At 74.7% G+C, this 14884-nt stretch carries 13 protein-coding genes; 3 read left to right on the top strand and 10 right to left on the bottom strand.

What is annotated here, in order from left to right; translation table 11 throughout:
• Positions 1-16 precede the first annotated feature (16 nt).
• Positions 17-988 carry an NAD(P)-dependent alcohol dehydrogenase gene (locus OIM89_RS21745; protein ID WP_217466932.1) on the top strand — a complete coding sequence of 324 codons (972 nt, stop codon included), beginning with the start codon at positions 17-19 and terminating at the stop codon, positions 986-988.
• A 49-nt stretch (positions 989-1037) separates the two neighbouring features.
• Here OIM89_RS21745 and OIM89_RS21740 read toward each other — a convergent pair whose 3' ends face one another.
• The 5 genes from OIM89_RS21740 to OIM89_RS21720 form a co-directional block, all read right to left on the bottom strand.
• On the bottom strand, positions 1038-2231 hold the full coding sequence (locus tag OIM89_RS21740; RefSeq protein WP_226965197.1) for a macrolide family glycosyltransferase: 1194 nt from the start codon (positions 2229-2231) through the stop codon (positions 1038-1040).
• Between the two features lie 222 nt (positions 2232-2453).
• Positions 2454-3446, bottom strand: coding sequence for an adenosine deaminase (locus tag OIM89_RS21735; protein ID WP_030696243.1), 993 nt, complete (start codon positions 3444-3446; stop codon positions 2454-2456).
• Between the two features lie 215 nt (positions 3447-3661).
• Entirely contained in the window at positions 3662-4669 is a 1008-nt protein-coding gene (locus OIM89_RS21730) for a 1-aminocyclopropane-1-carboxylate deaminase (RefSeq protein ID WP_030696242.1), read from the bottom strand.
• A gap of 26 nt (positions 4670-4695) precedes the next feature.
• On the bottom strand, positions 4696-5379 hold the full coding sequence (locus tag OIM89_RS21725; RefSeq protein ID WP_030696241.1) for a GntR family transcriptional regulator: 684 nt from the start codon (positions 5377-5379) through the stop codon (positions 4696-4698).
• Between the two features lie 97 nt (positions 5380-5476).
• Positions 5477-6067, bottom strand: coding sequence for a TetR/AcrR family transcriptional regulator (locus OIM89_RS21720; protein WP_151169551.1), 591 nt, complete (start codon positions 6065-6067; stop codon positions 5477-5479).
• A 174-nt stretch (positions 6068-6241) separates the two neighbouring features.
• Between OIM89_RS21720 and OIM89_RS21715 the strand changes: the two genes are divergently transcribed.
• Positions 6242-7204 carry an alpha/beta hydrolase family protein gene (locus tag OIM89_RS21715; RefSeq protein WP_264491554.1) on the top strand — a complete coding sequence of 321 codons (963 nt, stop codon included), beginning with the start codon at positions 6242-6244 and terminating at the stop codon, positions 7202-7204.
• Between the two features lie 19 nt (positions 7205-7223).
• Here OIM89_RS21715 and OIM89_RS21710 read toward each other — a convergent pair whose 3' ends face one another.
• Both OIM89_RS21710 and OIM89_RS21705 read right to left on the bottom strand, forming a co-directional pair.
• Positions 7224-8129: a ribonuclease Z gene (locus OIM89_RS21710; protein WP_264491553.1), complete on the bottom strand. Its 906-nt coding sequence runs from the start codon at positions 8127-8129 to the stop codon at positions 7224-7226.
• Between the two features lie 7 nt (positions 8130-8136).
• A complete protein-coding gene (locus OIM89_RS21705; RefSeq protein ID WP_030696237.1) occupies positions 8137-8508 on the bottom strand; it encodes a histidine triad nucleotide-binding protein in 372 nt (123 codons plus the stop codon).
• A gap of 178 nt (positions 8509-8686) precedes the next feature.
• On the opposite strand from OIM89_RS21705, the gene OIM89_RS21700 reads away from it, so the two are divergent.
• Positions 8687-9328, top strand: coding sequence for a maleylpyruvate isomerase N-terminal domain-containing protein (locus OIM89_RS21700; RefSeq protein ID WP_030696236.1), 642 nt, complete (start codon positions 8687-8689; stop codon positions 9326-9328).
• 74 nt (positions 9329-9402) lie between these two features.
• Here OIM89_RS21700 and OIM89_RS21695 read toward each other — a convergent pair whose 3' ends face one another.
• The 3 genes from OIM89_RS21695 to OIM89_RS21685 form a co-directional block, all read right to left on the bottom strand.
• Entirely contained in the window at positions 9403-12675 is a 3273-nt protein-coding gene (locus OIM89_RS21695; RefSeq protein WP_195731048.1) for a S41 family peptidase, read from the bottom strand.
• A 275-nt stretch (positions 12676-12950) separates the two neighbouring features.
• Positions 12951-13682, bottom strand: a complete 732-nt coding sequence (locus tag OIM89_RS21690; protein WP_047465387.1) for a 16S rRNA (uracil(1498)-N(3))-methyltransferase — start codon at positions 13680-13682, stop codon at positions 12951-12953.
• The gene (locus OIM89_RS21685) at positions 13679-14764 is read right to left on the bottom strand and encodes a nitronate monooxygenase (RefSeq protein WP_047465384.1); all 1086 of its coding nucleotides are present in this window, start codon (positions 14762-14764) and stop codon (positions 13679-13681) included. Before OIM89_RS21685 ends, OIM89_RS21690 begins: the two co-directional genes overlap by 4 nt.
• Positions 14765-14884 lie beyond the last annotated feature (120 nt).

Here is a 14884-nt window from a genome sequence, read left to right as displayed (position 1 = left end):
CCCTCAAGGACCCGCCATGACCACGATGCGCGCCGCCCTCTTCGACCGCTACGGACCACCCGAGGTCCTCTACGAGGGTCGCGTCCCCGTCCCCGTGCCGAAGCCCGGCGAGGTGCTGGTCAAAGTGCACGCCACCAGCGTCAACGGCGGGGAGCTGGCCGGGCGCGCGGGCCGGGTCCGGCTGGTGACCGGCCGCCGCTTCCCGCAGCGCACCGGCATCGACTTCACCGGCGAGGTCGCCGAGGTCACCCCGGGTGTGCGCGGCCCGGCCGTCGGCGACCGGGTGTGGGGCGTGCTGGGCCGGACCATGGGCAGCGCCGCCGAGTACGTCGCGATCAGCCCCGGCCGCCTCTCGCGGGCCCCCCGGACGGTCAGCCTCACCGAGGCCGCCTCGCTGCCCGCCGGCGGCACGACCGGCCTGACCGCGCTGAAGGCCCACGCGGGCCTGCGCCCCGGCGAACGCCTGCTGGTGCGCGGCGCGGCGGGCGGCGTCGGCAGCGTCGCCGTCCAGCTCGGGAAGGCACTGGGCGCCCATGTCACGGCGGTGGCGGGAGCCGGGCGGCTCGACTTCGTCCGGGAGCTCGGCGCCGACGAGGCGTACAGCTACACCGAGTGCGGCCCCGGCGACCTCGGCCCCTTCGACGTCATCATGGACACCGCCGGGACCGACCACCGCCTCTGGCGGCGCAGGCTCGCGCCGGGCGGGCGGATGGTCGCGATCAGCTTCGACCTCGACCACCTCGCGTCGAGCCTCGGCTACCTCCTCGCCTCCACCGTCCACGGCAAGGGCCGCGTCCGCTTCTTCAGCGGCAACCCCCGCACCGCCCTCCTCAAGGAACTGACCGGCTACGTGGACAGCGGCGCCCTGCGCCCGGTGGTCGACACGGTGCGTCCGCTGGCCGACCTCGCCGATGCGCACCGCGCCCTGGAGTCCGGCGGGGTACGCGGCAAGCACGTGATCCAGGTCGCGGAGGAGGAGCCGGCCTGACCGCCGCCCGGCCCCCGCGGAACCGGACGGCGGCCGGGAACTTCGCCCGTCAGCCGGGCAGTTCGGCCTCCAGCAGATCCGCCGCCCGGGCGGTGCCGCCCTCGGCCCGCAGCTCGGCCCGGAGCCTCGCGGAGCGGGCGGCGACCTCCGGGTCGGTGGTGAGGGCGGTGAGCGCGCTGCGCAGCGCCCCGGCGGTGGCCTCGGCCGTGGCGATCCGCCGGGCCACTCCGAGGGCGGCCAGCTGGTCGGCGTTGGCGAACTGCTCGGCGGCCTGCGGCACCGCGATCATCGGCACGCCGAAGTACAGCCCCTCGCTGGAGCCGCCCATCCCGGCGTGAGTGACGAAGGCGTCGGCCTGCGCGAGGACGGAGAGCTGCGGCACCCAGGGGTGCACCTCCACGTCGTCCGGGAGCGGGCCGAGCACCGCCGGGTCGGTGTGCCTGCCGATCTGGAGCACGGTGTGCCAGCCCGGCAGGGCGTCCCCGCCGAACGCCTCGACGCAGGCCCGGTAGAAGCCGGGCTGCTGGGTGTAGGCGGAGCCGAGCGAGACCAGGACGACCTTCTCGGCCCCGGCCGGGCGCTGCCAGGTGCCCTGGTCGGCCCGGTCGCCGAAGCAGAGCCCGACGAAGGTGACCACGTCCGGGTCGACCTGGTCGGCGAAGGGCTGCATGGCGCGCGGCACGGTCGCCAGCACCCGCGCGGGCAGCCCGGCGAACTCCTCGAAGTCGCGGGTGGTCGCCCCGCTCCCGGCCAGCCAGGCGTTGCCCTCCCTGGCGTACACCTCGTAACCGGGCAGGGCGCGGACGGCGGCGCCGACCGTCTCCTCGTACCCCTTCCAGGCGACGTACGTCGGGGAGAGCTGGACGTAGGGGCGGGACTGGGACTCGGCCAGGGCGCGGGCCGCGTAGGCGCCGATGTCGTAGAGGTAGAGGTCGGCCGGGTCCTCGTCGTAGAAGGCGCGCAGGCGCGGGAGGGCCTGGGCGGCGTCGGCGACGAAGAGGCGCATGGCCTCGACGCCGTCCTCGGGCCAGACGTTGTCGGCGAACGGGAGGGTGGAGGGGACCGGGACCAGTTCGGCGCCGGTCGGGGTGATCAGGCCGGCGACGGCCGGGTCGGCGGCGTAGGTGACCCGGTGGCCGCGGGCGACCAGTTCCCGGATGATCTCCAGGCTCGGGAGGATGTGGCTGACCATCGGCGCGCCGGCCATGGCGATGTGGGCGCGCGGGCGCGTGGGGCGCTGCATGCGGAACTCTTCCTGCGGTGACGGACGGATGACGGCGTCGCCGGACCGCGCCCCGGCCCCGGTCAGGGGCGGGCGCGGTCGCGGCGGTGGTCCGGGGGGCTCACGCCGCGCCCCGGACCGGAAGGTGCCGTCAGCCGTACATCTGGAGGAAGGAACTCATGGCGGCAAGGTAGTCCCGCCCGCCCGTCACCGGCAATCGCTTTACCGCTGACAGGCGCGCCCTCAGTCGAAGGTGTACGCCTCGACCTCGGCGAGGTAGCGGGCGCGGCGCTCCTCGTCGTCCTCCAGGAAGGAGGCCCGGAAGGAGTTGCGGGCCAGGGTGCGCAGCGCCTCGTGGTCCAGGCCGAGCGCCTCCTGCACGGCGTGGAAGGTGTCGCCGACGTAGCCGCCGAAGTAGGAGGGGTCGTCGGAGTTGACGGTGCAGAGCAGCCCGGCGGCCATCATCTCGCGCAGCGGGTGCTCCTCCAGGAGGTCGATGGCGCGCAGCCGGACGTTGGAGAGCGGGCAGAGCGTCAGCGGGATCTGGTCGCGGACCAGCCGCTCCACGACGGCCGGGTCCTGCATGGCGGTCAGCCCGTGGTCGATCCGCTCCACCTTCAGCACGTCCAGCGCCTCGGTGATGTACGCGGGCGGGCCCTCCTCGCCGGCGTGCGCGACCTTGCGCAGCCCGAGCCGCCCGGCCTCCTCGTACACCTCGCGGAACTTGGCCGGCGGGTGGCCGACCTCGGCGGAGTCCAGGCCGACGCCGGTGATGCGGTTCAGGTACGGCTCGGCGGCCTTCAGCGTCTCCATCGCCGACTCGGCGCTCTGGTCGCGCAGGAAGCACATGATGAGCAGCGTGGAGATGCCGAACCGTTCCTCGCTGGTGGCGAGCGCCCGGCTCAGGCCGCCGACCACCGTCTCCATCGAGACGCCCCGGGCCATGTGCGCCTGCGGGTCGAAGAAGATCTCCGCGTGCCGCACGCCCTGTTCGGCGGCGCGGGCGAGGTAGGCGTCGGCGAGGTCGGCGAAGTCCTGCTCGGTGCGGAGAACCGCCATCAGGCCGTAGTAGAGGTCCAGGAAGGACTGGAGGTCGGTGAAGAGGTACGCCCGGCGCAGCTCCTCGGTGGAGGCGTAGGGCAGCGTCACGCCGTTGCGCGCGGCCAGTTCGAAGGCGAGTTCCGGTTCGAGGGTGCCTTCGATGTGGAGATGGAGTTCGGCCTTGGGCAGGGGCATGGGCGGGCTCTCTCGGCTGGTGCGGGTGGTACGGGCGGGCCCGGATCGCGGGCCGCGCCATGGGGGGAAGCGTACGGTCTGGGCGGTCGCGGCGGGCGAAAGGGGGCCTTGGACCGTTTCGGTGTCCGTGCGCCCTGTGCCGGATTCGCCGCCCGGACGGGTGAGCGGCCGCCGCCCGGGGAGAGGAGGGGCGGCGGCCGGGTCCTGGCGGGCGGTCAGGCGAAGGCGCCGCTGTAGGCGTTGAGGGCGGGCTGGCCGCCGAGGTGGGCGTAGAGGACGTTGGCGTCGCGGGGGATGTCGCCGTCGCGGACCAGGTCGATGAGGGCGGCCATCGACTTGCCCTCGTAGACCGGGTCGAGGATGACGCCCTCCAGGCTGCCGGTGAGGCGGATGGCGTCCAGGGTGGAGCGGTCGGGGATGCCGTACCGCTCCCCCGCCCAGCCTTCGAGGAGGGTGATCTCCTCGTCGCGCAGGTCGCGGCCGAGGCCGATGCGGGCGGCGGTGTCGCGGGCGATCTTCTCGATCTGGGCGCGGGTCTCGGCGGGCTTGGCGGAGGCGTCGATGCCGAGGACGCGGCGGGGCCGGTCCTGCCCGGCGAACCCGGCGATCATCCCGGCATGGGTGGAGCCGGTGACGCCGCAGACCACGACGGTGTCGAAGAAGACGCCGAGCTGCCGCTCCTGCTCGCGCACCTCCTCGGCCCAGCGGGCGAAGCCGAGCCCGCCGAGGGGGTGGTCGGAGGCGCCGGCCGGGATGGCGTACGGGGTGCCGCCGGCCCGGCGGACGTCCTCCAGCGCCTGGTTCCAGCTCTCCTTGAAGCCGATGCCGAACCCGGCGTCGACCAGCCGGACGTCGGCGCCCATCAGGCGGGAGAGCAGGATGTTGCCGACCTTGTCGTTGACCGGGTCGGGCCAGTCGACCCAGCTCTCCTGGACGAGGACCGCCTTGAGGCCGAGCCGGGCGGCGACGGCGGCGACCTGGCGGGTGTGGTTGGACTGGACGCCGCCGATGGTGACGAGGGTGTCCGCGCCCTGCTTCAGCGCGTCCGGTATCAGGTACTCCAGCTTGCGGGTCTTGTTGCCGCCGAAGGCCAGCGGGCTGTTGACGTCCTCCCGCTTGGCCCAGATCCGGGCGCCGCCGAGGTGGGCGGTGAGCCGGTCGAGCGGGTGGACGGGGCTGGGGCCGAAGAGCAGCGGGTGGCGGTCGAAGTCGTCCAGGGACACGGGTACCTCCGGTACGGGGCGGGCGGTCAGGGGGTGTCGGCGGCGCTCTCGTCGTGGAGCCGGTCGAGGAGCGGGACGAGGGTCTGCCAGTTCTCGCGGGTGGCGGCGGCCGCACCCTCGGCGTCCTGGGCCGCGCACCGTTCGACGATCCGGTCGTGCTGGGCGACCGAGGCCCGGCCGCTGAGCGAGGAGAACCGGAGCCGCTCTACCCGGCGCAGCACCGGGGTGAACTGGTCCAGGACGGTGCGCGCGGCCGCGTTGGCGGCGGCGGTGACGGGCACCCCGTGGAAGGCGTCGTCGGCGGCGACGGCGGCGGGCACGTCGTTCTCGCGCAGGGCCCGGGCGAAGCGGGCATTGGCCTCGCGCATGGCGTCGAGCTCGGCGGCGGAGAGGCGGGGGACGGCCTGGCGGACGACGAGTTCGTGCAGGGCGGCGGTGACCGACTGGGCGTCCCGGGCCGCCCGCACGTCCAGCGGGCTGACCAGCGTGTGCCGCCCCGGCGTGGTCCGCACCAGCCCGGCCTGCTCCAGCCGCGCCAGCGCCTCACGGACGGGGGTGCGGCTGACACCCAGCCAGGCGACGAGCGCGGCATCCTGCAACCGCTCGCCGGGGGCGAGGGTACCGTCCACGATGGCGTCCCGGATGGCCCGGTACGCCTCCTCCCGCAGGAGGGACCTGCTGACGAGCCCACGGCTCTCGGGTACTGGCATGCAATATATTGCACGCTGCCACACTGCCCCCCGTCAAGAGGTGCGCGGGCGGAACGTGCGCGCCGACACCCCACGGATCAGGGCGACTTGGACACGGCTACCCGGGCCGCCGCAACCCTTGAAGAAGCAGCCCGACCAGGCGGCGCGGGTCGTAGCGGGGGTCGTCGTCGTACCCGGCGCAGAGGTTGCCGATGCCGCGCATGAGTTCGTACGCCTGTGTGCCGGGCTCGGTCTCGCCGGCCTCGGCGGCGGCGTCGAGGAGCTGGGCGCAGACGGGGACCAGGCGGTCGAGGAAGTAGGCGTGCAGGGCCTCGAAGCCGCCGCTGTCGGCGCGCATCGCGTGGGCGAGGCCGTGCTTGGTGACCAGGAAGTCGACGAAGAGGCCGGTCCACGCGCGCAGCGCGGCGAACGGGGAGGCGGAGTCGGCGAGCAGGGCAGGACCGGCCTCCGCGCACGCCTCGACCTGGTGGCGGTAGACGGCGACGACGAGGTCGGCGCGGGTCGGGAAGTGCCGGTAGACGGTGCCCGTCCCGACGCCCGCCCTGGCCGCGATCTCCCGGATCGGCGCGTCGACGCCGGAGGCGACGAAGACCTCGGCGGCCGCGTCGAGCAGCACCTGCCGGTTGCGCACCGCGTCGGCGCGCGTACTGCGGGCCGAGGCTCCCTTGGACTCGCTCGCGCCGGGCACGGCACTCCCCTTCCGGTTCCGGTGGTCGTTGACGAAACGGAACGCTGTTCCGTATGGTCGAAACCGAACGGCGTTCCGCTTTCAGGGTAGCCGACCTCCCGTGCTGCCCTTCCCCGTCTCGCCCCTGCCCTGCCGCACTTCCGGCGGCCGGGCCCTCGAAGGGACCCCTCTGTCATGAGTGCACCGATTCCCACCGCCGACGTCCTCGGCCGGCCCGTCCCCGTCCTCTCCGTCAGCCCGGTCACCCTGGCGGCCCCCGACCGGATCGTCGACCTCCAGCTGCGCGTCTCGGCGCCCGTGACCGGGAGCGGCCTGCCGGTCGTCCTCCTCTCGCACGGGCTCGGCTTCTCGCACCACCTCTCCTCGCTGCACGGCTACGCGCCCCTCGCCGACTTCTGGGCGGCCCACGGATTCGCGGTGATCCAGCCGACCCACCTGGACTCGCGCACCCTGGGCGAGGACCGGGGCACCGGCGCCGGGGGCGTCCCGCACTGGCGCTCCCGCGCCGAGGACATGCGGCGCGTCCTCGACCGGCTGGACGAGGTGGAGGAGGCCGTCCCCGGGCTCGCCGGCCGCCTGGACCGGGGCAAGGTGGCGGTGGCCGGGCACTCGATGGGCGGGCACACCGCGAGCCTGCTGCTCGGCGCCCGGCTCACCGATCCGGACGACGGGACCGAGGTGAAGCTCGCCGACCCCCGGATCACGGCGGGGGTGCTGCTGGCGGCGCCCGGCCGGGGCGGCGACGCTCTCACCGACTTCACGGTGGAGCACTACCCGTTCTTCCTGACCACCGACTTCTCCCGGATGGCCACGCCGACGCTCGTCGTCGCCGGGGAGAAGGACGACTCCGCCTTCCTGACCGTCGAGGGCCCGCAGTGGCACGTCGACCCGTACACCCTCGCCCCGGGCCCCAAGTCCCTGCTCACCCTCTTCGGCGCGGAACACGGGCTGGGCGGCGTCTCCGGGTACGACGTCGCCGAGACCACCGACGAGGACCCGGCCCGGGTGACCGCGGTCGCGCGACTCACCGCGGCCTACCTGCGCAGCACCTTCGACCCCGACGACACGGCCTGGCGGACGGCGGGCGACCAACTCGCCGCCGGACCCAGCCCTCTGGGGCGGATCGAGTCCAAGTAGGCCGGTACGGGCCGGGGGTTCAGCGCCGTCTCGGCACCGGAATCCGGTCCAGGTCCCGCGCGATGGTCAGCTCACCCTCGTAATCGGCGGCGCGGGCCTGCCGTTCGAAGGCGGTGGGGTCGGTGTAGCGCTGGGAGAAGTGGGTCAGAACGAGGTGGCGCACCCCGGCGTCGGCGGCGGCGCGGGCGGCCTGGCCGGCGGTCAGATGGCCGTGTTCGGTGGCGAGGCGCTCGTCCTCGTCGAGGAAGGTCGATTCGATGACGAGCAGGTCGCAGCCGTCGGCCAGGGCGTACACGCCGTCGCAGAGCCGGGTGTCCATCACGAAGCCGAACCGCTGCCCGCGCCGCACCTCGCTGACCTCCGCCAGCGTCACCCCGCCGAGCTTCCCCTCCCGCTGGAGCACGCCCACGTCGGGCCCCCCGATGCCGTGCGCCGCCAGCTTCTCGGGCACCATCCGCACCCCGTCCGGCTCCACCAGCCGGTAGCCGTACGCCTCCACCGGGTGCGACAGCCGGTGCGCCTCCAGCGTGTACGAGGGGCCGGCGGCGAGCGGGCCGTCGGCGGCGACCGGGGCCTCGGTGACGCCGACGCTCTCGTAGTACGCGGTGGAGTAGCGCAGCCGCTCGAAGAAGCGCTGCCCGCTCGCCGGGTAGTGCGCGGTGACCGGGTGCGGGACCCTGTCGAGGTTGATCCGCTGGATCACGCCGGCGAGGCCGAGGCTGTGGTCGCCGTGGAAGTGGGTGACGCAGATCCGGTTCAGGTCGTGCGCGGAGACCCCGGCGCGCACCATCTGGCGCTGGGTGCCCTCGCCGGGGTCGAACAGGATGCCCTCGCTGTCCCACCGCAGCAGGTAGCCGTTGTGGTTGCGGTGGCGGGTCGGGACCTGACTGGCGGTGCCCAGCACCACCAGCTCACGCACGGACACGGGGCGTTCAGCCGGGAGGCCACTGGAGGCCGCGGCCTCCGAGCACGTGGGCGTGGGCGTGGAAGACGGTCTGCCCGGCGCCGGAGCCGGTGTTGAACACGACCCGGTAGCCGCTCTCCGCGACGCCCTCCTCGGCGGCGATCTCGCCGGCCTCGCGCAGCACGTCGGCGGCGACGGCGGGCTCGGCGGCGCTCAGCGAGGCTGCGTCCGGGTAGTGGGCACGGGGGATCACCAGCACGTGCGTGGGCGCCTGCGGGTTGATGTCGCGGAAGGCGACGGTGGTGTCGGTCTCCCGGACGATGGTCGCCGGCACGTCACCGGAGGCGATCTTGCAGAACAGGCAGTCGGGCTGGTGCGGCGGGCTGGGCTGGTCCGTCACTGGGGGGCTCCCTCTTGATCGGTGATCCGCATGGTAACTCTCCGCCCCTCATGGCGGTCCCGGCGGCCGGACGGCCGGGGAACGGCCGCGACGGGCCAGGCGGTTCACATGTTGAACGCATGTCTCGTCAGATGGACATCCCCGTCGCCGGAGCCCTCGCACGCGCAAGATGTGGCGCATGACCACAGGGATACGCGACACCTACCTGGAGGCGGCCGAACAGGCCGTAGAACTGCTGGCGTTGGGGGAGGTGGCGGATCGGTGGGCGCACGAGTCCGTGCTGCCGGAGATGCCGGTCGGCGCGCTGGCCGGACATCTGGCGCGGAGTGTCCTCCAGGTCGAGTGGTTCCTCGACGGGCGGGTGACCGGGGCGGAGCCGGTCTCGGCGGTGCACTACTACGCGCGACTGACCGGCACGGACCAGCACGGTTCCGCGCTCAACACCGGGGTGCGCGCCCGTAGTGCGGAGACGGCCGCGGAGGGGCCAGCCGTCGTGGCCGAGCAGGCGCGGGCCGCGTGGCGGCGCCTGACGCGACGGCTGGCAGAGGAGCCGCCCGGCCGGCGGGTGGCCGTCCTCCACCGGCCCGGGGAGGAGATGCTGCTCGACGGCTACCTCGCGACCCGCTGCGTCGAACTGGCGGTGCATCTCGAGGACTTGGCGCTGAGCGTGGGCATACCCGGCGCGGTGCCGGAGGCCGCCCTCACCGTCGCGGTCGACGTGCTGGTCGCGGCGGCGCGGGAACGCCACGGCGACCAGGCGGTGCTGCACGCGCTGGCCCGACGAGAACGGGACGGCGGGCAGGCGCTACGGGTGCTGTAGGCGTCGGCTGCCAGAACGAGGCGGGGAGAGTGCGCCGGTGTACGCGCACCGGCGCACCCTCTCCGCTCCCCCGGTCAGTCGCGGTACTGGCCTCCCGCCGGGCGCTTCGGCTCCGGGAGTTCCGGCGGGGTCAGCGCCGGGGTCTCCTCCAAGGCGGCCAGGGCCACCCGTACCGCCTCGTCGAGCTGGGGGTCGCGGCCGGCCGCGTAGTCGTGCGGGGCGTGGACCACCTCGATGTCGGGGTCGACGCCGTGGTTCTCCACGTCCCAGCCCTGGCCCTCCAGCCAGAAGGCGTACTTGGGCTGGGTGACGACGGTGCCGTCGACCAGGCTGTAGCGGCTGTCGATGCCGATGACGCCGCCCCAGGTGCGGACGCCGACGACCGGGCCGATGCCGCGCGCCTTGATGGCGGCGTTGACGATGTCGCCGTCCGAGCCGGCGAACTGGTCGGCGACGGCGACCACGGGGCCGCGGGGCGCGTCCAGCGGGTAGCTGGAGGCCCGCATGCCGCGCGGCACGTCCCAGCCGACGATCTTGCGGGCCAGCTTCTCCACCACGAGCTGCGAGGTGTGGCCGCCCCGGTTCTCCCGGATGTCGACGACCAGGCCTTCGCGCGCCGCCTCGACGCGCAGGTCGCGGTGGATCTGGGCCCAGCCGGGCGCCTGCATGTCGGGGACGTGGAGGTAGCCGAGGCGGCCGTCGGAGAGGGCGTGGACGTGGGCCCGGCGGTCGGCGACCCACGCGTGGTAGCGCAGCGGCTCCTCGTCGGCGAGCGGGACGACCACGGTGTGGCGCGGGTCGCCGCCGCCCGCCGGGGAGACGGTCAGCTCCACCGGCTTGCCGGCCGTACCGACGAGCAGCGGGCCGGGGCCGGTCACCGGGTCGACGGGCTGCCCGTCGACGGCGAGGATCGCGTCGCCCGCCCGGACCGCGACGCCGGGGGCGGCGAGCGGGGAGTGGGCGCGCGGGTCGGAGGTCTCCGAGGGCAGCACCCGCTCGACGCGCCAGACGCCCTCCTCGTCGCGGGCGAGGTCGGCGCCGAGCAGGCCCTGCCGCAGCCGGGGGCCGACCCAGGTGCCGTGCGGGGTGACGTAGGCGTGCGAGGTGCCGAGTTCGCCCTGCACCTCCCAGAGCAGGTCGACCAGGTCGCTGTGGGTGGCGACGCGCTCCAGCACCGGGCGGTACCGGTCGAGCACGCCGTCCCAGTCGAGGCCGCCGAGGTCGGGGCGCCAGAAGTGGTCCCGGGTGAGGCGGCCGGCCTCCTCGTACATCTGGCGCCATTCGGCGGCCGGTTCGATGTTCTGCCGGACGCGGGCGAGGTCGACGGTGACGCGGTGCTCGCCGTCGTCCTCGTGCGGGGCGCGGCGGTCGCTGGGGACCAGCCGCAGCTCGCCGTCGGCCCGGAGCAGGACCCGCTTGCCGTCGCCGGTGACGGCGAACCCGTCGGCCGGGGAGGCGAGTTCCTCGATCCGGCGCTGGGCGAAGTCGTACCGCTCCAGGACCGGACGCGGGCGCGGGCTGTCCGAACCGGCGTGGGCGGCGCCGAGGACCCCGCGCAGCGGGTGGCTGAGCCACAGGACACCGTCCTTGGCGGCGCGCAGCCCCGAGTACCGTCCGGCGTCGACGGGGAAGGGCACGATCCGGTCGGCCAGTCCGTCCAGGTCGATCCGGGTGGCGGGGGCGCCCTCGCTGTCGGGCGTCTCGTCCTTGTCGGGCGTCTCGAAGGGCCGGCCGTGCCGCTGCGGGCCGAACGGCGACGGCGTGGTGGCCGCCAGGGTGATCAGGTGCGGCCTGCCGCTGTCGAGGAAGGCCAGGTCGAAGACGTGGTCGTCGTAGACCGGGTCGAAGGAGCGCTCGGAGAGGAAGGCCAGGTGCTTGCCGTCGAGGGTGAAGGCGGGGCTGTGGTCGTTGAACCGCAGCGGGGTCGCCTCGGAGACGGTGAGGTCGGTGGTGTTGGCCAGTTTGAGCTGGCGCAGCGGCTCCGGGCCAGGGTGGGACCAGGCGAGCCAGGAGGAGTCCGGGGAGAAGCAGAGGCCGGTGGCGTCGCCGTCCTCGCTGCGGTCGACCTCGCGGACCTCGCCGGTCTCCCGGTCGACGAGCAGCACCCGCCCGTCGTGCGAGGCGACGGCGGCCCGGCTTCCGTCGGGCGCCATCCGCAACTGGAGGACGCGGCCGAGCTGCCCGGCGGCGATCCGGCGCGGGGTGGAGCCGGCGGCGGTGCCGGTGGCGGGCGCGAACTCCAGGGCGTCCTCGCCCTCGGCGTCGGTGACCCAGGCGACGTACTCCTCGCCGTCGACCCGGAAGGTGCGCGGCAGGCGGTGCCGGACGCCCGGTTCACCGGAGAGGAGGCGGGCGGGGCCCGAGCGGTGGGTGACCCAGTGGACGGCGCCGCGCACGGTGACGGCGCTGCCCCGGCCGGTGTGGTCGGGCGAGGCGCCGCCGAGGTCGCGGCCCGGTTCGACGGGCCGGGGCTGGAGGTCGGCACGCTGGCCGCCGAGCCGGATGTCGAGCGGGCGCGGCTCGGGCGCGGCCTCCTGGCCCTCGGGGACGTCGAGGCTGTCGAGCAGCCACAGGCGGCCGGCCGCGGTGTAGACGACGCGGGTGCCGTCGGTGGCGGCGTGCCGGGCGTAGAAGGCGGGCAGGCCGGTGTCCGGGTCGGTGAGCGGGGTGTGGCGGCGCAGGTCGGTGGAGTCGGGGAGCGAGGAGTAGAGCGCGCCGACGCCCTCGTGGTCGCTGAGGAAGGCGACGCGGTCGCCGACCCAGAGCGGGTACTCGATGTTGCCGTCGAGGCCGGCGTGGAGGCGGGTGAACTCGCCGCCCTCGGTGCCGGTCCAGAGCTTTCCGGCGGTCCCGCCCCGGTACCGCTTCCACCAGGCGGCCTCGCGGCCCATCGACACCGACCCCAGCAGCACCTGACCGTCGGGGCCGTACGCGACGCCCCCGACGGGGCCGAAGGGCAGGGCGGGGGCGGGGCCGCCGTCGAGCGGCACGGCCCGGGCCCAGCTGCGGCGCAGGGAGGCCTCGCCGTAGGTGGTGAGGGCGAGGACCTCGCCCCCGGGGGTCCAGCCGCGCACGGAGGTGCGGTTGCTGCCCCAGTGGGTCAGGCGGCGGGAGGGGCCGCCGTCGGTGGGGGCGACGTGCACCTCGGGGGCGCCGTCGCGGGTGGAGGTCCAGGCGACCGTGGTGCCGTCGGGCGAGAAGCGGGGATGGTCGACCGGCATGTTGTCGGCGCTCACCCGCCAGGCGCGCCCGCCGTCGAGCGGCGCCACCCAGACGTCGTCCTCTGCGACGAAGGCGACCAACTCGCCGTGGACATGCGGAAACCGGAGGTACGCAGGCTGTGTCACCCGATCAGCCTATGCAGCCGACCCACCCCTCGGGGAGGCCCTTGGATCACTTGCCCGGATCTCATCCCCCACCCCGGCCCCGGCCACCCCACCGCCCACACAGTCCAACTCAGCCCGGCCGGCGCTTGAGGCCACAACCAGCCCGGCCGGCGCTTGAGGCCAAACTCAGCCCGGCCGGCGTTTGAGGCCATCGGTGACGGGCACGCCCGACGGACGAGCACCCGAAAGACCGCCGGCCAGGGGCACCCCGCCCCCAGAGCCCCGCCCGGGAGGGCTCACCCCCAGCGCCCGGTCCGCCCCAGCAACAGGGCCGCCCCGGCGGTCCCGGCGGTGGAGGTCCGCAACACACTGGGCCCCAGCCGGAACGCCCCGGCCCCCGCCTCCCCGAAGGCACCCAGCTCCTCGGGGGAAACCCCGCCTTCGGGCCCCACGACGAGCACGATGGACCCGTCCTCGGGCAACGAGGCCCGCGCCAACGGCGCACTCCCCTCCTCGTGCAGGACCGCCGCGAAATCGGCCCCACCCAGCAACGCGGCCACCTGCCGCGTGGAGTGCAACTCCGCCACCTCGGGAAACCGCAACCGCCGCGACTGCTTCCCGGCCTCCCGAGCAGTCGCCCGCCACTTGCCCAGCGACTTGAGCCCCCGCTCCCCCTTCCACTGCGTGATGCACCGCGAGGCCGCCCACGGCACGATCGCGTCGACGCCGGTCTCGGTCATCGTCTCCACGGCGAGCTCCCCCCGGTCCCCCTTGGGCAGCGCCTGCACCACGGTGATCCGCGGCCGGGGCGCGGGCTCCTCGCGGACCTCGTCCACGGCGACGTGCAGCGTGGACTTGCCCTCCACCGAGACCACGGTGCCGAAGGCGCCACGCCCCGCCCCGTCCGTGAGGACCACCGGCTCGCCGGGGTTGAGCCGCCGTACGGAGACGGCGTGCCGGCCCTCGGGCCCGTCGAGGACGACGGTGCCCGCGGACACCTCGTCGACGAGGAAGACGGGTGCGGTCATCGGATTCCTCCTGTGGGCGACGGGCCGCCGAGGGCGAGGACGGCGGCTGCCGTCTCGGCGGCGAGGACCTCCACCAGTTGCGCGGCGGGCATCTCGCGGGCGAGCCGGTGGCCCTGCCCGGCCCAGAGCGCCATGCCCTGGGCGTCGCCGGTACGGGCGGCCGCCTTGCGCAGCGGGGAGGTGACGTGGTGGACCTGCGGGTAGGCCGCGGGGGCGTAGGGGCCGTGTTCGCGCAGGAAGCGGTTGACGAGGCCGCGGGCCGGGCGCCCGGAGAAGGCCCGGGTCAGCTCGGTGCGGGTGAACAGGGGGTTGGTGAGGGACTGCTTGTGCAGCAGCGGGGCTCCGGACTCGGGGCAGACCAGGAAGGCGGTGCCGAGCTGGGCGGCCTGCGCCCCGGCGGCGAAGGCGGCCGCGATCTGTTCGCCCCGCATGATGCCGCCGGCCGCGATCATCGGCAGGTGCACCGCCTCGCGGACCAGGGTGAGGAGGGTGAGCAGGCCGATGCCCGCGCCGTCCCGTTCGGGGTCGTCGCGGTGGGTGCCCTGGTGGCCGCCGGCCTCGACGCCCTGGACGCAGAGCGCGTCGGCGCCCGCCTCCTCGGCGGCGCGGGCCTCCTCGGGGGTGGTGACGGTGACGGCGGTGCGGGTGCCGACCCGGTGGAAGGAGTCGATCACCTCGGCGGTGGGGCAGCCGAAGGTGAAGGAGACCAGGGGGACGGGGTCGTCGAGGAGGATGGCGAGCTTGGCGTCCCAGTTGTCGTCCTGGCCCAGGTCGCTGTCGCCGAGCGGGGTCTCGTACCAGGCGGCCTCGCCCGCGAGCTGGTGGCGGTAGACCTCGATGGTGGCGGGGTCGGCCAGTTCGGGCTGCGGGAGGAAGAGGTTGACGCCGAACGGGCGCGAGGTGAGGGCCCTGAGCTGGGTGATCTCCTGGTACATGCCGTCGGCGGTCTTGTAGCCGGCGGCGAGGAACCCGAGGCCCCCGGCGTCGCTGACGGCCGCCGCGAGAGGGGGGCAGGAGCCGCCGCCGGCCATCGGGGCCTGCACGATCGGGACATCGCAGAGGTCGGTCAGCGCACGGGACATGAGCGCATCGTGCCATGTCCCCCGCATCCCGCCGAATCTCGACTCCTCCGCATCCGCCGGGCTCTCCCGCCGGACCGCCCGAGCCGGGTACGCACCGGGGCCCGGCCCCGCCGTGTGGCG

Source organism: Streptomyces sp. BI87, assembly GCF_025957665.1.
GTDB lineage: Bacteria > Actinomycetota > Actinomycetes > Streptomycetales > Streptomycetaceae > Streptomyces > Streptomyces albidoflavus.
Note: the sequence above shows the minus strand (reverse complement) of the source record. Positions and strands in the feature narration are given on the sequence as shown.